Below are 17,272 nucleotides of genomic sequence, written 5' to 3' on the forward strand. Positions count from 1 at the left end.
AACACCGGATAAATCGGTGTATTTCTAGCGTTACTAAAGCATATACTTTTGAGGATATTTTATACTAAATCCTGATGAGTAAAAGCTTTAGCATTCGCCCCGGTGTAACTAGCTACAATATGTCCATCGCCAGTCATTTGATATTTATATGTAACTAATCCTTCTAAACCAACGGGGCCGCGGGGAGGCATTTGTTGCGTACTAATTCCTACTTCTGCACCGAAACCATAGCGGAAGCCATCAGCAAATCGGGTAGAACAATTGTGGAATATATTGGCTGAATTGACTAGTCCAAAGAAAGTTTCCACAGATGTTGAATCTTCAGAGATAATCGCATCGGTATGACGAGAACCATATTTGTTGATATGTGCGATCGCATCTTCTATAGAGTCTACAATCTTGATCGACAAAATAAAATCGCTGTATTCTGTTTCCCAGTCTATTTCTGTTGCAGGTACGATGTTAGGTAAAATTTTCAAGGTGTGTCGATCGCCTCTTAATTCTACATGGCGTTCTTCCAAAGCCTCAGCAACTTTTGGTAAAAATTCTGTAGCAATTGATTGGTGAACTAGCAAAGTTTCAATTGCATTACAAACAGCAGGATATTGTGCTTTAGCATCGACGGTAATCGGAACTGCTTTAGAAATATCGGCGGCTTTATCTATATAAAGATGACAAATTCCGTCGGCGTGACCTAGTACCGGAATGCGTGTATTTTCCTGCACAAATCTAACAAAAGAATTAGAACCTCTAGGAATAATTAAATCTACATATTTATCTAATTTCAAAAGTTCTAGAGTTTCTTCTCTAGTTGTGAGCAACTGTACCGCATCTGGATTAACAGCAGTTTGCGATAATCCTTGTTTAACAGCTTTCACTATCGCTTCACAAGAACGTACTGCTTCCTTTCCACATTTGAGAATTACACCATTTCCCGATTTGATTGCTAAAGAAACAATTTGAATCGCTGCTTCTGGACGGGCTTCAAAAATAATTCCCAAAACACCTAAAGGACAGGTGATGCGCTTGAGAATTAAGCCAGTGTCAAGTTCGCGGTGAATCTGCACTTTACCAATTGGATCGGCTAGCTTACCAACATCTCGTACCCCAGCGATCGCATCTCTTAATTTATGTTCATCCAACTGCAAGCGCTTATAAAGTGGTTGAGGAATTCCTTCGGCGCTAGCAGCTTTACAATCAGCAACATTTGCTTGTAAAATTTCATCTTTAGCTGATTCTAAAGCTTGGGCGATCGCCACAAGTGCCTGATTTTTTGCCTCCGTGGAGAGAATCGCTAGCTTACTTGCAGCTTGGCGAGTTTGTCCGGCGATCGCAGTTAGGGGAGAAGCAATATCAAAAATAGTCATAGTACAAATCTTTACCTTTTCCTCATCTTATCAATCTCAGGTTATGTTCCAATAGTTGTCGGATAAACCCAATAATCTCTCTTTTAGTCTGGGGAAAGATAAATTCAAACCTTTTCCCTTTCCCCTTTCCCCTCGCCCCTTATCCCCAGAGGGGACCCCACTTTCCCCATTAACCCAAAAGTATTAGGTTCTGTTCATCATTCGTCTTCCTCCAATCGGGTGAACCATTTGGGTAATCAATAATTACTCTAATCGGGTGAAGCAAGGCTGGGTTGAAAACATTTATTCTCTAAATATCAAACACGGACAAAGAGGTAGTAAGTTTACCGCAGCAAAAATATTATAAGTATTATTACAGGTTTGATTTGAAAGTCTTAAACATGATTTATGCGTTCCCCAGGCTAGAGAGACATAGTAATATATGTTTCTCTAGTCTTTTACTTAAGTAGATATTTTATACTCTCATTATTTAAATTTTTACGAAATTGCAGTGACGATCGCTGAATGTATTGAGTATTGATAGATCAAATACCACTCCTTAGTAGGGAGATCCTATGTCATTGCAATCTGCGTTAAATGCCTTAAACCAAAAACGTTATCAAGAAGCGGTCGAATTACTCGAACAATTCTGCCGCGATTGCGCTGAACACAATTCCTCAGATTATCTTTCAGCACAGATGTGGCTGATGAAAGCTTATCAAGCCACAGGCGAAACCGAAAAAGCCAAGGTTCTGTGTCAAAAGCTAATGATGAGCGAAAACCCACAGGTTCGCAGTTGGGCAGAACAAGCCAATCAATCCTTCCGCCAAACACCATCTAACGTTAGCCAAAAAGCTGGTCGTGCCGCTACGACTGGGATGAAATTAGCGATGGGGGGAGTGGGTGGTAGTTTGGCGTTAGCTTCTGGTGTCACCATGACCTTGCTGTTTGGCATGGTGTTAGCTTTAGGTTTAAGCTTAGTATTTATTTTGGGTAGCGATAATCCACTCCAAGGATTAGCGATCGCTATTGGTATTACTCTAGTTTTTAATATTGCCGCCTTTTTCATATCTCCATTCATCATGGACTTAACCCAAGGCTGGCTTTACCAAACTCGTTGGGTAGAGTTAGCAGAAGTTGCAACCCTCAGTCCAGAGACAGCTAAACTTATTCGCCAAGTCTGCGAGCAGAAAAAGCTAAAAACGCCGCGTTTGGGAATCATTAACGACCAAAACCCTACGGCTTTTACTTATGGTTCATTGCCGAACAGTGCCCGTTTAGTCGTCAGTCAGGGACTTTTCACATACCTCGATGACGATGAAATTGCTACCGTTTACGCTCACGAACTGGGGCACATCGTCCACTGGGACTTTGCAGTGATGACAGTAGCTTCTACCTTAGTGCAAATTTGTTACTTGGTTTACAGCACAGCCAGAAGATTTGGGCGCGGTGGTGGCGATAGCAAAATTAAAGATGCAATGCAAACTGCTGCCCTAGTTGCTTACGTGTTTTATGTCGTCGGTACTTATCTAGTGCTGTACCTCTCCCGCACACGAGAATATTTTGCCGACCACTTTGCAGCCGAAAGTACGGGTAATCCCAATGGACTGTCTCGCGCTTTAGTGAAGATTGCCTACGGAATTTTAGAAGAAGGTTCGCGCACACAAGAACCCAGCCGTTTAATTGAAGGAACTCGCGCCTTGGGTATATATGACCATAAAGCCGCCGCTTCCACAGGAACCGCCTACCGCATTGCATCCGATACTCAAAAAATTGGTCGCGTCTTTCTGTGGGATATGTTTAACCCTTGGGGCTGGTGGATGGAGTTAAATTCTACTCATCCCTTGACAGGTAAACGAGTTCGTGCATTAAGTACCTATGCGGAACAATTGGGTTTACCGACTGAGTTTGATATGGGGCGAGTTATTGGAGAAGGTAAAAGTCTTAATAAAAGTAGACTTTACGGCAACTTCTTTTTAGATGTTATACTCTACGGTGCTGAAACAATTGGTTTCTTAGTTGGCTTGATAATAGGCGTGATTTTGTTGTCAAGTTCGCCAAACACAGGTTTAGTATTGGGTGCGCCACTAATTGGCTTAGGAATCGGAATTCTCATCAAAGCTTTGGTGATGTTCCCCGACTACAAGCAAGCACCAGAAACCGATATTCTCACTCTGATGTCAGACCCTTATGCCAGTCCGTTACGCGGACAACCGGCAAAACTGGAAGGTCAACTTATTGGTCGTGGCGACGCTGGTTATAAATTTGGTTCCGATTTAAAAATTCAAGATCGTAGCGGAATGCTTTATCTGCATTACGCCTCACGCTTTGGCCCTATCGGCAATTTCCTGTTTGGGATGAAGCGAGTCCAAAGCTTGATAGGCGAACAAGTTGGAGCTGTGGGTTGGTTCCGTCGAGGTGTTGCGCCTTGGATGGATTTAATTCAACTCCAGAGCGAAAATGGCACTATCGTCAACAGTTACCATCGCTTCTGGTCATTCATCCTTGGCGGTGGATCGATTATCCTGGGAGTGGTCTTGACTATGTTTTTGAGCCGCAGCTAGCTGAGTTTCTAGCCTGCTGTCAAAGCATTTCTCAGTCCATCCAAGCTTTAATTTGTCAGGAGGTGGTTAGTAACTGCCTCCTTTTTTTAAGGACGGGGAAGATACACCTTGTTTTTTATCCTCACCTATGCAAATCTCATAGTATACTACTATAAATTTACCGACTTGCAGTACATTAATTCTAGGTGCAAAAATAGATGGCAGGAACCCCAAACTCTATCGAGATGATTGCAAATATTAAGCTATTACTGTTTCATCCCGACGTGTTAACAATCAATTACGCAACTTCCTAGAAGGTATTAAAAAAGGTTCTTCAGTACCTGTTATGCCAATTCTTAGTTAAATATCAAAAATAATCTTGAAAACAAAGGTAAAAAGGCAAAATCAGTGCCAAAACCCTAACCTGAAACACATCGAATTTATCAATTGAAAAGAAAAGCCAGGGGAGTATTACAGCATCTCAAAAATATCCAAATTAAGGAGTTAGATAATCACGCTATTGTTAGAGCCTTAGACGATCTAGATTTAGCTGTGACATCTGCATTCTTCCTTGTGCAAGCAAAGGTATCTCAAAACCCCATTGTGTTAGATGAGATTGGCATAACTAACAAAAATTATGCGGTCGGTTTAGCAACTGTACAATCAAAAGCAAACGATCCTAATATCCAAAAACTGAATCAGTTGGTTATCGATCCCAAGTTGAAAGACTACATTAATAACTATCACAAAGGGGCGATCGCGCCCGCATTTTAATTAGGAATTACGTTAGCGTAACGGGGTATAGCCCATTACGAATTACGAATTACACATCCGGAGGGCTAATGAGTAAATCGAAGCAATTAAAACTAGGTGCTTTTATGCGCCCGGTAAGCATACATACAGGCGCTTGGCGCTATCCTGGGGCTTTGCCTGACGCTAATTTTAACTTTCCAGCACTGAAACGATTCATCCAGAAATTAGAACAAGGCAAGTTTGACGCATTCTTTATGGCTGACCACTTAGCGGTGCTGAATATGCCAATCAACGCACTCAAGCGCAGCCATACTGTCACATCCTTTGAACCTTTTACCCTGCTTTCTGCCCTCGCTAGCGTCACCGAACACATCGGTCTAGTAGCCACTGCTTCCACAACTTATGACGCGCCTTACCACATTGCTCGCCGCTTCGCGTCTCTCGACCATATTAGTGGCGGTCGCGCTGGCTGGAACATCGTCACCACAGCCAATCCAGACGCAGCGCTCAACTTTGGTTTAGAAGAAGAGATAGAGCATGATGAACGCTATCGACGAGCTAGAGAATTTTATGATGTGGTCACAGGGTCTTTGGGATTCCTTTGCTGACGATGCCTTTATTCGAGATGTGGAAGCCGGGATTTATTTTGACCCCGACAAGCTTCACGTTCTGAATCATCAAGGAAAATATCTCTCGGTGCGGGGGCCATTGAACATCGCCAGACCTGTCCAAGGCTGGCCAGTAATCGTTCAGGCTGGCGCATCCGAAGCCGGACGGCAATTAGCCGCCGAAACCGCCGAGGCTGTGTTTGCACCTGCTGGTAATCTGGAGGCTGGCAAGGCTTTATTTGCAGATATTAAGGGACGGGCGCGGGCAATTGGACGCGACCCAAACAGTATAAAAATCCTTCCAGGTGCTTTAGTCGTTGTAGGAGAAACCGTTGCCGAGGCACAAGCCAAGCGTGTTTATTTAGATAGCCTCGTACATTATGACAGTGGAATTTCTAGCTTAAATAGTGCGCTTGGCTACGATGTTTCAGGTTTTGATCCAGACGGCCCCTTGCCAGAAATCCCACCGACTAACGCTGGTCACTCTTCACGAGAAAGAGTAATAGCCTTAGCGCAACGTGAGAATTTGACTATTCGACAACTGGCGCAACGCGTTGGCAGTTATGGCGGGTTGGCTTTCGTCGGCACACCCCAAACCATCGCCGATGAGATGGAAAAATGGCTGTTTGAGGAAGGTTCTGACGGTTTCAACATCATGTTCCCTTATCTTCCTGAAGGGTTGAACGATTTTGTAGATAAGGTTGTGCCAGAACTCCAACGCCGTGGGATTTTTCGTCAAGAGTATGAGGGTACAACCCTGCGCGAAAATCTCGGTCTGGCGCGCCCTGCTAATCGCTTCTTCCAGACTAGTCTGGTGTAAGCTGCGATCGCTACTATCACACCTATTGTTTCTTTCTTTTTACCACTTGCATCAATAGCACCGTCATCCTCGCTGCTTGATTTTTAACAGGACTTACGCAACTGGCACAGAGCGATCGCCGCTAGCTAGTACATGAGTATTATTTGAATTTAATTCCGAAAGCCTTGTATTCGTAATAGAGGCAGGTGTATTGGAGGCAAAGCATGAAAGATTCATGAGAAAATAGGTAGAGGTTGTATTAGATAAATGTTGCTTACGGTAATGAAATTTACTAAGCTTGATTACTGCCAATACTTATTAAGTAGTCAGATTAATTATACAATGACTAATTTGGCAGAGCATTTAGAAAGTATTAGCCATGATGCAATTAACTATTATTTAAACAGAGAAAAATTAACACCTCGGTTATTATGGGATAACGTGAAAGAGGTAATTGAACCTGATGCTAATGGTTACATAATATTTGATGATAGCGTTTTAGATAAAAGGTATTCTAAAGAAATAGAAACAGTCAGAAAACAATATAGTGGTAATGAACATGGTGTCCTCAAAGGTATTGGTGTAGTTAGCTGTGTGTATGTCAACCCTACTCTTCAAAAATTTTGGGTAATCGATTACCGCATTTTTAATCCTGATGTCGATGGTAAAACCAAGATAGACCATGTGAAAGACATGCTGCAAAACCTTGTATATCATAAGCTTTTACCATTCGATACTGTTTTGATGGACACATGGTATGCCGTACATAGTTTAATGCTTTATATTGATGCAATCGAGAAAATATATTATTGCCCTTTAAAAAATAATCGGTTAGTTGATGATACATTTGGACAAGACAAATATAAACGTATTGAATTATTAGAATGGAGTCCTGAAGAACTAGACTGTGGTAAGATAATTAAAATTAAAGGGTTCCCAGCTAAGAAAAAAGTGAAACTATTCCGGGTTACTGTTTCTACCAACAGAACGGATTATATCGCCACTAACGATTTATCTCAAAGCTCCACGGATGTTGTACAAGAGGTGTGTAAAATTCGTTGGAAAATCGAGGAGTTTCACCGAGAGATTAAACAACTAACAGGCATTGAATCTTGTCAATGTCGTAAAGCTAGGCTTCAAAGAAATCATATTGCTTGTGCAATGTTGGTTTGGATTAGATTAAAGAATTTAGCCTATCAAACTGGTCAAACTATTTATCAAATCAAGCATAATTTGCTTTCTAATTATTTAATTCAGCAACTAAAACGCCCAAGTATTCTTATGTGCTTGGTTTGAGTTGAATTGTCGCTGGCTAGGGCTGCACCTTACCCCCTTTTTGTGCCAGTTGCGTAAGTCCTGTTTAAATTAGCTTGTGGTAAAGTTCGTGCAACCATAATCTACTGTAAGTAGATAAACTTACAGTAGATTTTTTATATAAGAGAGTTAGCAAACAGAGTCTAACCGCAAAATAAAAAATTTTCATCTTCAACTTTATACATCATTCCAAAATCAGTTTTTTAATTAAAGCCTGTATTTTAAACCCCAGAAAATTGGTAATACATTATGGTAGCAATATCTAGAAAACGCAACTTTCTAATTTTATTAGTAGCTGGAGTTTTTACTCTATCCACAACTTTAGTAAGTTGTAAAGCACCAGATACACGAGAAAAGGCAGCAGTTGCAGCTTCTAATGGCATTAAGACAAAAGTGTTAAGAATTGGCTATTTTACTGCTGCGGATATCACCAAAAGTAGACAAGTTTTAGAGAAACGCTTGAATCCCTTGGGTATTCAAGTGCAGTGGGCGCAATTTACAGCTGGGCCACAGCTTTTAGAAGCAATAAATGTGGGCAGTTTGGATGTCGGTGCTGTTGGTGAAACTCCACCCATATTTGCCCAAGCAACTGGTATTCCCTTTGTTCTTCTTGCTAATACTATACCGGGTACTGGTGAAGGTTCGGCGATCGTAGTACCGGAAGACTCCCCCATCAAAACTATAGCTGATTTAAAAGGTAAGGGAATTGCCTTTCAAAGAGCTACTGCTAGTCAATACTTTGTGGTTAAAGCTTTACAAGAAGGAGGACTAGAGCTAAAAGATGTCAAACATCTCAATCTGATAGCACCAGAAACTCGTGCAGCATTATCGCGTAAGAGTATTGATGCAGCTGTGCTAAGTGACCCCCACCTGGCTATATTTCAGAGAACGGAAAAAGTTCGGATTCTTCGTAATGCTAAAGGGCTTTCAACCCAAGGAGGCTATTGGATAGCTGCACGTAGCTTCGTAAAAGAGAACCCTGAGCTAATAAAAATTGTCCTTGAAGAAGTCTACAAATTAGGCCAATGGTCTAAAGCAAATACGCGAGAAGTTGCCGAAATTGTTGGGCGTGATACCAAGCTTGATTTACCAACCTTAGAAACAATAGTCAAGCGTCGGGGTTTTGGCATCAGACCGATTACCGATAAGGTTATAGCAGGACAGCAAGAGATATCTGATTTGTTCTATAAGCAAAAATTCATCACTAAAAAGATTAATGTCAAGGATGTAACACTTACTCCTGAAGAATATGCTGCTATACTCCCGGCAGAAATCAAACCTTGAGCATTTGCATTAAAAGGGAACAGGAAACAGAGAAATCCCCATAATTAAAATAAAGGGATTTGTATAAGAACGTATTTTTTCTTACACTACGTGTCTCGAAAAAATTTTTTTACCTCTTTTCATAAAATTTAACGTGAGTTCGATGAACTTCTCCCGGACAACCTCCCTCTCCCACAGGCAAAGGGAGGAGCAACGAAAGATTAGGGTTTTGGCTCCCCTCTCCGTGTCGGAGAGGGGTTGGGGGAGAGGTCAAAAAAGGGCTTGTCGAACTCACGTTAAAATTTAGGGGCTTCAGACCCATATCCTTCGGGGCTAATTCTTGTTCTGTTCCCTGTTCCCTGTTCCCGCCCCGAAGGGGCTTGGTGAACATTAAGCCAGAAAAAATTGACAATACATTATGCTAACAGTATCTAGAAAACGCAACTTTTTAATGTTCTTGATGGCTGGAATATTTACCCTAATTTGTAATTGGGGAAAAGGGAACGAGGAACAGTTTCGTAGGGTGTATTATCGCTGTTCTCGTTATGCACCGCAAATCTTAATGGTGTCTAGAGCTAATTTATATAACCGCATCCTACTAAACTATGAATCAATATCAAAATCTAAAATTCGATGACAGATGAAAGAAGTCAGTTAAGAACCACTTTCGATCGAGTAGCACTGTTGTATGACCAAGTTCGACCAGGATATCCAGAAGCGCTTTTTGACGATGTGGTGTCTCTTTCAGAAATCACTCCAAACGGAAGGATATTAGAGATTGGTTGTGGTACTGGTCAGGCAACTGTACCCTTTGCCCGCCGGGGTTATCGTATACTCTGCATTGAATTGGGTGAGAATCTTGCTACAGTTGCCCAAAAAAATCTGGCTGCTTATCCGCAAGTAGAAGTGCGTAACATCGCTTTTGAGGATTGGGCGATCCAAGAAAATGCTTTTGATTTAGTGATTTCGGCGATTGCTTTCCACTGGCTTGACCCAAGTATTGCTTACAAAAAAATGGATCTTGCCCTCACATCTAAAGGAGCGATCGCGCTATTTTGGAATGAACATGTATATAGTGATGCTAGTAATGGCTTCTTTGAAGAAGTACAGGAGCTATATCAAAGTTTAGCTCCTCAACTGGTTAAAGACGATGAGCCTCCTTTGCGCGAGCAGAAAGTCCCTAATAAAACAGGTGAGATTGAGCAAACAGGTTTGTTTGGTGAAGTAATTTATCGCTCTTATCGATGGGATACAACATACAACAGTGCAAGTTATCTCAATCTCTTAAATACTTACTCCGGTCATATAAATTTAGATCGCATTACAAAAGCGCGTTTTTTTGATGCGATCGCTGAATTAATTAATACCAAGTTCAATGGTCAAATTACTAAAGGTTACTTAACTACTTTATACGTAGCCCACCGATTGTAATCTGATCTAAATCATTTTGCAGATATGATTAAACAGTTACCTTTTGTAAGGGGGACTGTTACCCCAACACAAACACCCGTTGTGTATGAGATTTTAAACCCCTTGAGTAGGATATTCAGTTTTCGGCTCCTGTCATAGCTAACTCATCAAAATTGCAAACTCTGTTCGATTTCATTGCTATAGGAGCAAGTGAGCGCGATCGCATCTTGCCTTCAGCAACGCCCACAAAATTAATAAACAGAAGTCAACAATTTATCGATCGCAGCGCGAAACGCCGTTGCTGCACCTGCACTCATATCACGAGGAGCGCAGATGCGATTTCTCAAATATGCGAAAGTAATAGCACCCACAGCAGCGAAGATGGGATCAACGCTGCTATTTTTACCACCAGTCCTTCCACCCGGTAAAGTTGCACCATTGCCATGAATGAGATAATCAGCTAGTTGTCGCAGGTGAAAATCAACAGCGTCCTTAATTGTGGTAAAATCACCGTCTGCGGCTATTGCTTGGACTCCAGAATTTTTGATAATATCTGCGATCGCAACTTCCCGATTATCACTCAATCTCTCAGCTGCTTCGGCTCGATATTGAATTTGCTCACTATCTGCCACATCCAGAGGTAAAGGATTTCCAATCGGTTCAACACCCCATCTGCGACGCAACAATAAATTATTGGTAATATTATCCGATTTAACTCTATGATAAGCAGGACGCTGATTAAGTGCGTCAAACCAAGCATTAATTCGAGGAAAGCGAGGATTTCCTTTGAGGTGATATCCCCGATATACAGGTAAATTAGCCGCCAATCTATCTAGATGGGGGCTATACAGAATGTCTACTAAGCTAAATGTACTGACAAAGTAGGGGCCGGGGTATTTAGCTAAAGCTTGCTCAAGTTCATCTAACTTCGCCTCAAATGCTGCTTGTAATGCCAATTCATCAGCATCTACAAGTGTTTCTCTCAGGAATTTGTACGCAATCTCTCTAAAACCGTTAGTCTCAGCTTCTTCAACCAACTGCCTAGCAACAGCGTTTTCCTCTGAATTCTCAGGCAATAATGCTGGATGTGGAAACCTTTCTTCTAAAGCTAAGAGAATATCCTTGGATTCATATACTAACTTTCCCTCAATTTTGGCTGCTGGGACAAGAGTTGTGGGAACTAAGTCAGTGTACCATTTGGGTTTATTACTTAAATCAATAAACTCCGTTGCAAAGGGAATTTCCTTTTCTTCCAGAGCAAACCAAACTCTCTCGCAGAAAGGACACCAGGAATTAGTATCTCGATAAAGCAAGACTGGCGGTTCTGCATTTGGAGGAAGTTTATGTAAACTGCTGGGTATTGGTGCAGTAGAAGGAGATTGTCCCCTGTCCTCTTTACCCTACGCGCAGAGGTATTTTTTCTAGCAGTTTCTAAAACTTCTTCCCAAGTTGACACTGTGTTTTGAATTGACATTTTTTACCTCGCTTTACTAGGAACGCCGGAAAACACAAATAACTGTTGTTCTTTGGGTTGAGGTAAATTCTCACCAAGGTATCGATGAAGACCAACACCCATATCTCCTGTAGCCGTAAGCTTGAAGTTTACTTCTTCAAATCCAGATGCACTTAAAATTTTCCGCACATTGTCAGAGTAAGTAATACCGTTGGAGTGTCCACGAGTCCAAATAACAAAAGCATCCGGTTTACTCAGAAAACTCAAGTTATCTAGTAAGCGATTGAGTTCAGCTTCCTCAAGATTGCCAAAGACACCACACACAATCACGATATCTGCCGGTACTGCTCCTACATAGTTAGTGGCAAGAGTTGCATCACCATTGATAATCTCAATTTGCTTGGCTAAACCCAAAGACTCTATAGTTGCTCGTCCACGCTCAACTAACTGGGGGCTGAGTTCAACAAGTCGTGCATATACGTCATTTCTTCGAGGGTGATTTTTTAAAGTTCCTAGTAAATCTCGTCCATCACCCGCGCAAACACTTACGACACGGATAGTTCCAGATGGCGACGCATTCAAGCTGTAAGCAATTAGGACTTACGCATTGACAGAAAAGCCAAAATGACAAGTATACTTTTCAAGGCTTATAGCTAGATTTTTCAATAAAATTTTAGCGATCGCACCCAATCAAAGGTGATTGACAAAAGCCTGAAACAACGTATTTACGTTGATACATAAGATAGTTATTTTGTACAGTGCGTAAGTCCTAGCAATATATTCCTGCACGATTTCTAGACGCTGCTGCAATTTTGGCTCAGTGTCGTAGAGGTCGTGCCATTCATACCAATCTTTTGGCATAATGCGTGATTCCTGTTTGATGCACACTGTAAACTCAAAACTACGGTTAGTATATCAAATAACTGTAGTTTAAGGATGAATGAAAGATTATCATAGACGTTTGCATAAAATCAAGTCTTATTCTGCATGATTACCTTTGGACTGTTAGAAATGAAAAAAGAGTTTGAAGTTGTGCTATCTTTACTATCGAGATATTATAACAGTACATAATTACTATTTAAAAGCATGGCTCAAGCAGGCTCCAAGCAATTAGGGTTATTTCAGAAGCAAAAAATAACTAGACAATCAGAGGTAAACATTCAACCCTATTACACTCAGACTTATGGAGCAGCGTACTTAGGAGATAGTCTTGAGCTTATAAAAAATATTAAAGATTGTAGTGTAAATCTCATTTTGACATCTCCTCCATTTGCACTTACCCGTAAAAAGGAATATGGAAACGAAAGTGCAGAGAAATATGTTAACTGGTTTCTTCCATTTGCATACGAATTTAAAAGAATACTTACTCAAAATGGTTCATTTGTTATTGATTTAGGAGGTGCTTATCTTCCTGGTAATCCAGTTCGTAGCATATATCAATACGAATTATTGGTTCGCCTTTGTAAAGAAGTCGGTTTTTTCTTAGCGCAAGAGTTTTATCATTACAATCCAGCAAGACTGCCAACTCCGGCAGAATGGGTTACTGTTAGGCGTATTCGAGTTAAAGATTCAGTTAACGTAGTTTGGTGGTTGTCAAAAATTGAAAATCCAAAAGCTGACAATAGGAAAGTCTTAAAGCCTTACAGTGAAAGCATGAAACAGTTAATCAAAAATGGCTATAAGGCTAAGTTGCGTCCTAGCGGTCACGATATTTCTACAAAATTTCAAAAAGATAATTCAGGAGCAATTCCACCTAATCTTATTGAGGCTGCTAACACAGAATCAAACAGTTCTTATCTGCGTAAATGCAAAGAAACAGGGATGAAACCTCATCCGGCACGTTTTCCCGCATCTTTTGCCGATTTCTTTATTAATTTCTTAACTGATGAGAATGATCTTGTACTAGACCCGTTTGCAGGTTCAAACACAACAGGGTTTGTTGCAGAAAATTTACAGAGACGATGGATAGCTTTTGAGTTAAACGAAGAATACTTGATCGGAAGCCAGTATCGTTTTGAAGAATAATCTGTCTCAGGGGAAACTGTGGCTAAACTCAGTAAGGTTAACCTTCTCAGTATCATTACTCTCTTGGAGCCTCATAGAATTAAGACAGATATTCAATATTGTATGTAACCAGTTCACAAAATTATAAGCAGTCGGCATTTCTAGCAGCTTCAACGATTTCTGAGTTTCATATTGCAATTAGACAATTTATTAATTAGCGATCGCTCTCACAGATGTACTAGTTTAATGTCTGATCCAGCCTTATCACTTGTTATAATTATGAGGAATTTCTTCAGGAGATACACCCATACGCCAAGTTTGGGCGATCGCCTCATCCTCTGATTACTGATTTGCGATCGCAGAAATTAATTCGCCCCAATACCATCGGTTTAGGATTAGATACAGATACCCACGGTGCTTTATATGCAGCAGAGGGTAACATTTCGACGCTGTTTTATACCTTGGGAACCCCGCGCAAGGGTGACTTGTGGGAAACTATCGCCGTTCCAGAATTACGGGGACAGGCGCAGGAATTATCTAAGGCGTTGTTGCAGTCGCTACCAGTGCGGGTGCGGACTATTCCGACGAAGCCTTTGTTCAGCGATGACAGTGTAGAGATACCGCAGTCAACTTTCCTATTTCGGCAATTTTTTGACCCTGCAACTAGTAGTTATACATAAAGCGCGTACTGTTTCCACCATTGGCGAAGAAAAGCGGCTTAATCCCAGATTTAGCGTTCGCGGAGCGACTCGGAACGAGTATCGCAGCCGCAGTCAATTCATTACCATCATGAATAATCTCAAATTGAGTTATCCCCAAAAGATGGATGCAGCTGTACCTGCGAATGAATACTGTGGTGATTTTATTCCTCAAGAAAGCTTAGACCAGGCTACGAGTTCGGCAACAGATGAAGAACAGAAACAAATAGAACTCACAGTCATGACTAATACAGAAATTTACAATGATTACTATGCTATGTATATCTAGAGCAGAGTGAAAATCAAAATTTTTTCTACCCAAGGTCGCAATTCAACTTCCCAAGTCCAAGCATTGCGAGGTTGGCGGAGAATGCTGAGATAGGTTTGAGCGATCGCATCTGGATCGAGTAAACTATCTGGTTGATTATCTGGTTCTATCCGGGTGGCAGAACGAATTGCTCCATCAATCACGAAATGCGCCACATGGATATTCTGAGGAGCCAATTCACGGGCAATGCTTTGAGCCAAACCCCGTAAAGCAAATTTACCCATTGCAAACGGTGCAGACTGAGGATAACCCTTAACACTGGCGGAAGCACCTGTAAAAAAGATCGCTCCTCCACCCGCAGCTAACTGACGTTTTGCCGCCGCTTGTGCTACTAAAAAGCCACCATAGGCAGTAATTTCTAGTGTTTTGGCAACATCGGCTGGGTCAAGTTCCACAAAAGAACCCCGAACGCGCCAGCTAGGATTATACACAACTAATGTTGGTACTCCTAGTTTTTGTTCGACATCTGTAAATAGTTGTTCAACTTCATCTAGTTGAGAAGCATCAGCAGTAAAACTGACGGCTCCAATTTCATCAGATAATGCTTTGAGCTTATCAATTTGCCTTGCTGCTAAAGCAATAGTAAAGCCTTCTTTTGCCAATAAACGGGCTAATGAGGCACTGAGTCCACTACCAGCCCCAACAATTAATGCAATATTTGCCATATCCTCAAGTTCTCCCTTGTGATTTGAACCATAATTTGACCAAACGGTCGCGAAATACTTCAAAAGCAGTTAGGACATTCCCCCTTTTCGAGGGTACATACAAAAAACTTGTAAAGACATCAAGAATTGCAAAGGGTTAAAACAAAAGTAGAGCCAATAGCCAACATTGATTTAACAACCTTTGGCTCAATCCCTAAAGGCTTTAAACAAGTAATTTGATTCATCACTTCGAGCATACTATATTCTTTAATATCAAACCCTTGTTCATAAGCGAACTGTTTCACATGGTCGATGTTTTCAAAGTGATAATTATTAATAGCTCGACCTGAGACATTACTTGCAGTTTGATTGAGTCTTTGCAACCCAGGACTAATTTGCCGTAGTTGATTCAAGCCATCAAAAGTGGTTAGGTCAGGTGTAATCCATACACCGCCGTAAACTCGCAGTATCTCACGAACATTAGCAAACACTTTTTGCTTTTCTGCTAAGGTTAGGTATGTTAACAATCCTTCGCATAAAACAACTACAGGTTGCTTTTGATGTAAATAATTTACGTTCAAAGGAAACTGACTAGGTTGATTAGTAGCATCAATTGCTTCAAAATACAAATTATGCCGTTCTCCAATCAATCGTTTTACGAGTTGCTGCTTCTGACTAATCATTGCAGGTAAATCACTTTCAACAAAAGTGATATTTTTATTTTGAGACATTGCTATACCACGAGGCAATAATCCAGATGCTAACTCGATAATTTGCGTAGTTTCAAATTGCAAGTGTTGAGATATTACTTGATTAACAGCTTTGTAACGAGCCTCAACAAGAACAGACACTTCAGCAGGCTGAGTTAATTTTTTTTGTTGCAGTTGTTCCATGAAGCTTTCGGCATTAACTAATTGAGCTAATTCCTTGCCATAAGGGATATCAGTAAACTGCCTAGTATAAGCTACCATCAAAGCTGTTGGACTAATTGCATCAAAATAGCTTGCTTGTGATTGAACCATCTGCTACCTCACATATAGTTTTTTATCTGATCTAATTGTGTATCTAATACATAATACGGTAAAGCTATTGACTTAGCGTATTTGCCAAGCACAGTTCTTAGGGAGAATTTCAAACCTCTACCTGCTCTATCTCTACACCCGTTCCTTGGTCTAGTTCTATGAACTTTGGCCCGCCGATCAGAACTACAATCATCATTAAAATACTCGTCACCATGATGATGCTCACGACGCTGGGATCTTCAAAATTGCTTGTAGCTACTAATAATGCTGCGGCAAAATTACGTTGAGCGGTTCCTACTCCTAGCACTCGTTGGGTATCGATACCAGGGCCGCCCAAAAGATAACCGACGCTAAAAGAGAAGACTATGAAAACGGCACAAACTAAGATTGCACCTGTTTGTAATAAGCCAATGATATCGTTAGTGTGAACTATCAGCCTGACTACTAAACCTAAAAGCAATCCAGCATTAGATAATTTGAACAAAATCGGCTGGATAATGGGGGCGATCGCACTCAATTTTGCTTTGATGAATAACCCAACTAACAATGGGCTAACCATCATTAACAATAAGGGTTTGGCAATGTCCCAGGAGTTAATTTGCACGCCTTCCACTACTAAGGGCAGTACAATCGGCATATAAAAAATTGTGCCCAGCATTAGCAACATCATTAATCCCACTGAGAAAGCTATATTGCCTTTGACTATGTAGGCAAGTTTTGGTAATGCTGGAGGCCCTGATGCTACTGCCATAATCAGTAAGCCATCTCTGAGTGGTTCACTTAAATGTACTACTTGCAATAGTAAATATACAAAAAGTGGCACTAGCACAAAATTTGTTAGCAGCGATGAGATAACTAAGCGAAGGTTGCGAAGTGGTTCCCAAATCTGTTGTACGGTGAGACTTAACCCTGCACCCAGCATGGTGAACACGATAAATGTGAAAAGTGCGAGTTTATCAATTAGTGACAAGATTTCGTTCATGATTTTTTTTCACGCAGAAGGCGGAGGGGCAGGGGAGCGGGGGCGCAGGGGGGACAAGGGGACAAGGGGGACAAGGGGGACAAGTCTCTCCCTTGTCTCCCCCCT

Annotated in this window: 15 protein-coding genes and 2 pseudogenes; 9 read left to right on the top strand and 8 right to left on the bottom strand. The window is 41.2% G+C overall.

Annotated elements, in window-relative coordinates:
• Positions 1 to 59 precede the first annotated feature (59 nt).
• Positions 60 to 1,367 (bottom strand): glutamate-5-semialdehyde dehydrogenase, encoded by a 1,308-nt coding sequence (locus NSTCB13_RS23115; RefSeq protein WP_448273927.1) that lies wholly within the window; start codon positions 1,365 to 1,367, stop codon positions 60 to 62.
• Positions 1,368 to 1,921: 554 nt separating this feature from the next.
• On the opposite strand from NSTCB13_RS23115, the gene NSTCB13_RS23120 reads away from it, so the two are divergent.
• From NSTCB13_RS23120 to NSTCB13_RS23130, 3 genes and pseudogenes are all read left to right on the top strand, one after another.
• Complete coding sequence (locus NSTCB13_RS23120) at positions 1,922 to 3,910, top strand: M48 family metalloprotease (RefSeq protein ID WP_448273928.1); 1,989 nt, start codon at positions 1,922 to 1,924, stop codon at positions 3,908 to 3,910.
• A 426-nt stretch (positions 3,911 to 4,336) separates the two neighbouring features.
• Positions 4,337 to 4,663, top strand: coding sequence for a MetQ/NlpA family ABC transporter substrate-binding protein (locus NSTCB13_RS23125; protein WP_448273929.1), 327 nt, complete (start codon positions 4,337 to 4,339; stop codon positions 4,661 to 4,663).
• 68 nt (positions 4,664 to 4,731) lie between these two features.
• Positions 4,732 to 6,070: pseudogene (locus NSTCB13_RS23130) on the top strand (LLM class flavin-dependent oxidoreductase).
• 93 nt (positions 6,071 to 6,163) lie between these two features.
• Here the strand turns inward: NSTCB13_RS23130 and NSTCB13_RS23135 are convergent.
• On the bottom strand, positions 6,164 to 6,361 hold the full coding sequence (locus NSTCB13_RS23135; protein ID WP_448273232.1) for a hypothetical protein: 198 nt from the start codon (positions 6,359 to 6,361) through the stop codon (positions 6,164 to 6,166).
• Here NSTCB13_RS23135 and NSTCB13_RS23140 point away from each other — a divergent pair.
• The 3 genes from NSTCB13_RS23140 (at position 6,332) to NSTCB13_RS23150 (ending at position 10,057) form a co-directional block, all read left to right on the top strand.
• Positions 6,332 to 7,345, top strand: coding sequence for an IS701 family transposase (locus NSTCB13_RS23140; protein ID WP_448271396.1), 1,014 nt, complete (start codon positions 6,332 to 6,334; stop codon positions 7,343 to 7,345). The genes NSTCB13_RS23135 and NSTCB13_RS23140 overlap by 30 nt on opposite strands.
• A gap of 267 nt (positions 7,346 to 7,612) precedes the next feature.
• A complete protein-coding gene (locus tag NSTCB13_RS23145) occupies positions 7,613 to 8,647 on the top strand; it encodes an aliphatic sulfonate ABC transporter substrate-binding protein (protein WP_448273930.1) in 1,035 nt (344 codons plus the stop codon).
• A gap of 612 nt (positions 8,648 to 9,259) precedes the next feature.
• Positions 9,260 to 10,057 (top strand): class I SAM-dependent methyltransferase, encoded by a 798-nt coding sequence (locus tag NSTCB13_RS23150; protein ID WP_448273931.1) that lies wholly within the window; start codon positions 9,260 to 9,262, stop codon positions 10,055 to 10,057.
• A gap of 230 nt (positions 10,058 to 10,287) precedes the next feature.
• On the opposite strand, the pseudogene NSTCB13_RS23155 reads toward NSTCB13_RS23150, so the two are convergent.
• The 3 genes and pseudogenes from NSTCB13_RS23155 to NSTCB13_RS23165 all read right to left on the bottom strand — a co-directional run bounded on the left by NSTCB13_RS23155 (position 10,288) and on the right by NSTCB13_RS23165 (position 12,350).
• Positions 10,288 to 11,510, bottom strand: a pseudogene (locus tag NSTCB13_RS23155) (glutathione S-transferase family protein).
• Between the two features lie 3 nt (positions 11,511 to 11,513).
• Positions 11,514 to 12,071 (bottom strand): class I SAM-dependent methyltransferase family protein, encoded by a 558-nt coding sequence (locus tag NSTCB13_RS23160; protein ID WP_448273932.1) that lies wholly within the window; start codon positions 12,069 to 12,071, stop codon positions 11,514 to 11,516.
• A gap of 108 nt (positions 12,072 to 12,179) precedes the next feature.
• The gene (locus tag NSTCB13_RS23165) at positions 12,180 to 12,350 is read right to left on the bottom strand and encodes a hypothetical protein (RefSeq protein WP_448273933.1); all 171 of its coding nucleotides are present in this window, start codon (positions 12,348 to 12,350) and stop codon (positions 12,180 to 12,182) included.
• Positions 12,351 to 12,575: 225 nt separating this feature from the next.
• Between NSTCB13_RS23165 and NSTCB13_RS23170 the strand changes: the two genes are divergently transcribed.
• The 3 genes from NSTCB13_RS23170 to NSTCB13_RS23180 all read left to right on the top strand — a co-directional run bounded on the left by NSTCB13_RS23170 (position 12,576) and on the right by NSTCB13_RS23180 (position 14,480).
• On the top strand, positions 12,576 to 13,514 hold the full coding sequence (locus NSTCB13_RS23170) for a DNA-methyltransferase (RefSeq protein WP_448273934.1): 939 nt from the start codon (positions 12,576 to 12,578) through the stop codon (positions 13,512 to 13,514).
• A gap of 329 nt (positions 13,515 to 13,843) precedes the next feature.
• On the top strand, positions 13,844 to 14,173 hold the full coding sequence (locus NSTCB13_RS23175; RefSeq protein ID WP_448273935.1) for a hypothetical protein: 330 nt from the start codon (positions 13,844 to 13,846) through the stop codon (positions 14,171 to 14,173).
• Complete coding sequence (locus NSTCB13_RS23180; RefSeq protein ID WP_448273936.1) at positions 14,145 to 14,480, top strand: hypothetical protein; 336 nt, start codon at positions 14,145 to 14,147, stop codon at positions 14,478 to 14,480. The genes NSTCB13_RS23175 and NSTCB13_RS23180 overlap by 29 nt, the downstream gene beginning before the upstream one ends.
• Here the strand turns inward: NSTCB13_RS23180 and NSTCB13_RS23185 are convergent.
• The 3 genes from NSTCB13_RS23185 to NSTCB13_RS23195 all read right to left on the bottom strand — a co-directional run bounded on the left by NSTCB13_RS23185 (position 14,477) and on the right by NSTCB13_RS23195 (position 17,167).
• Positions 14,477 to 15,184: an SDR family NAD(P)-dependent oxidoreductase gene (locus NSTCB13_RS23185; RefSeq protein ID WP_448273937.1), complete on the bottom strand. Its 708-nt coding sequence runs from the start codon at positions 15,182 to 15,184 to the stop codon at positions 14,477 to 14,479. The two genes, NSTCB13_RS23180 and NSTCB13_RS23185, sit on opposite strands and share 4 nt — an antisense overlap.
• 119 nt (positions 15,185 to 15,303) lie before the next feature.
• The gene (locus NSTCB13_RS23190) at positions 15,304 to 16,185 is read right to left on the bottom strand and encodes a class I SAM-dependent methyltransferase (RefSeq protein ID WP_448267929.1); all 882 of its coding nucleotides are present in this window, start codon (positions 16,183 to 16,185) and stop codon (positions 15,304 to 15,306) included.
• Between the two features lie 109 nt (positions 16,186 to 16,294).
• On the bottom strand, positions 16,295 to 17,167 hold the full coding sequence (locus NSTCB13_RS23195) for a bile acid:sodium symporter family protein (RefSeq protein ID WP_448273938.1): 873 nt from the start codon (positions 17,165 to 17,167) through the stop codon (positions 16,295 to 16,297).
• Between the last annotated feature and the right edge of the window lie 105 nt (positions 17,168 to 17,272).

It is taken from the genome of Nostoc sp. DSM 114160 (assembly GCF_053470305.1).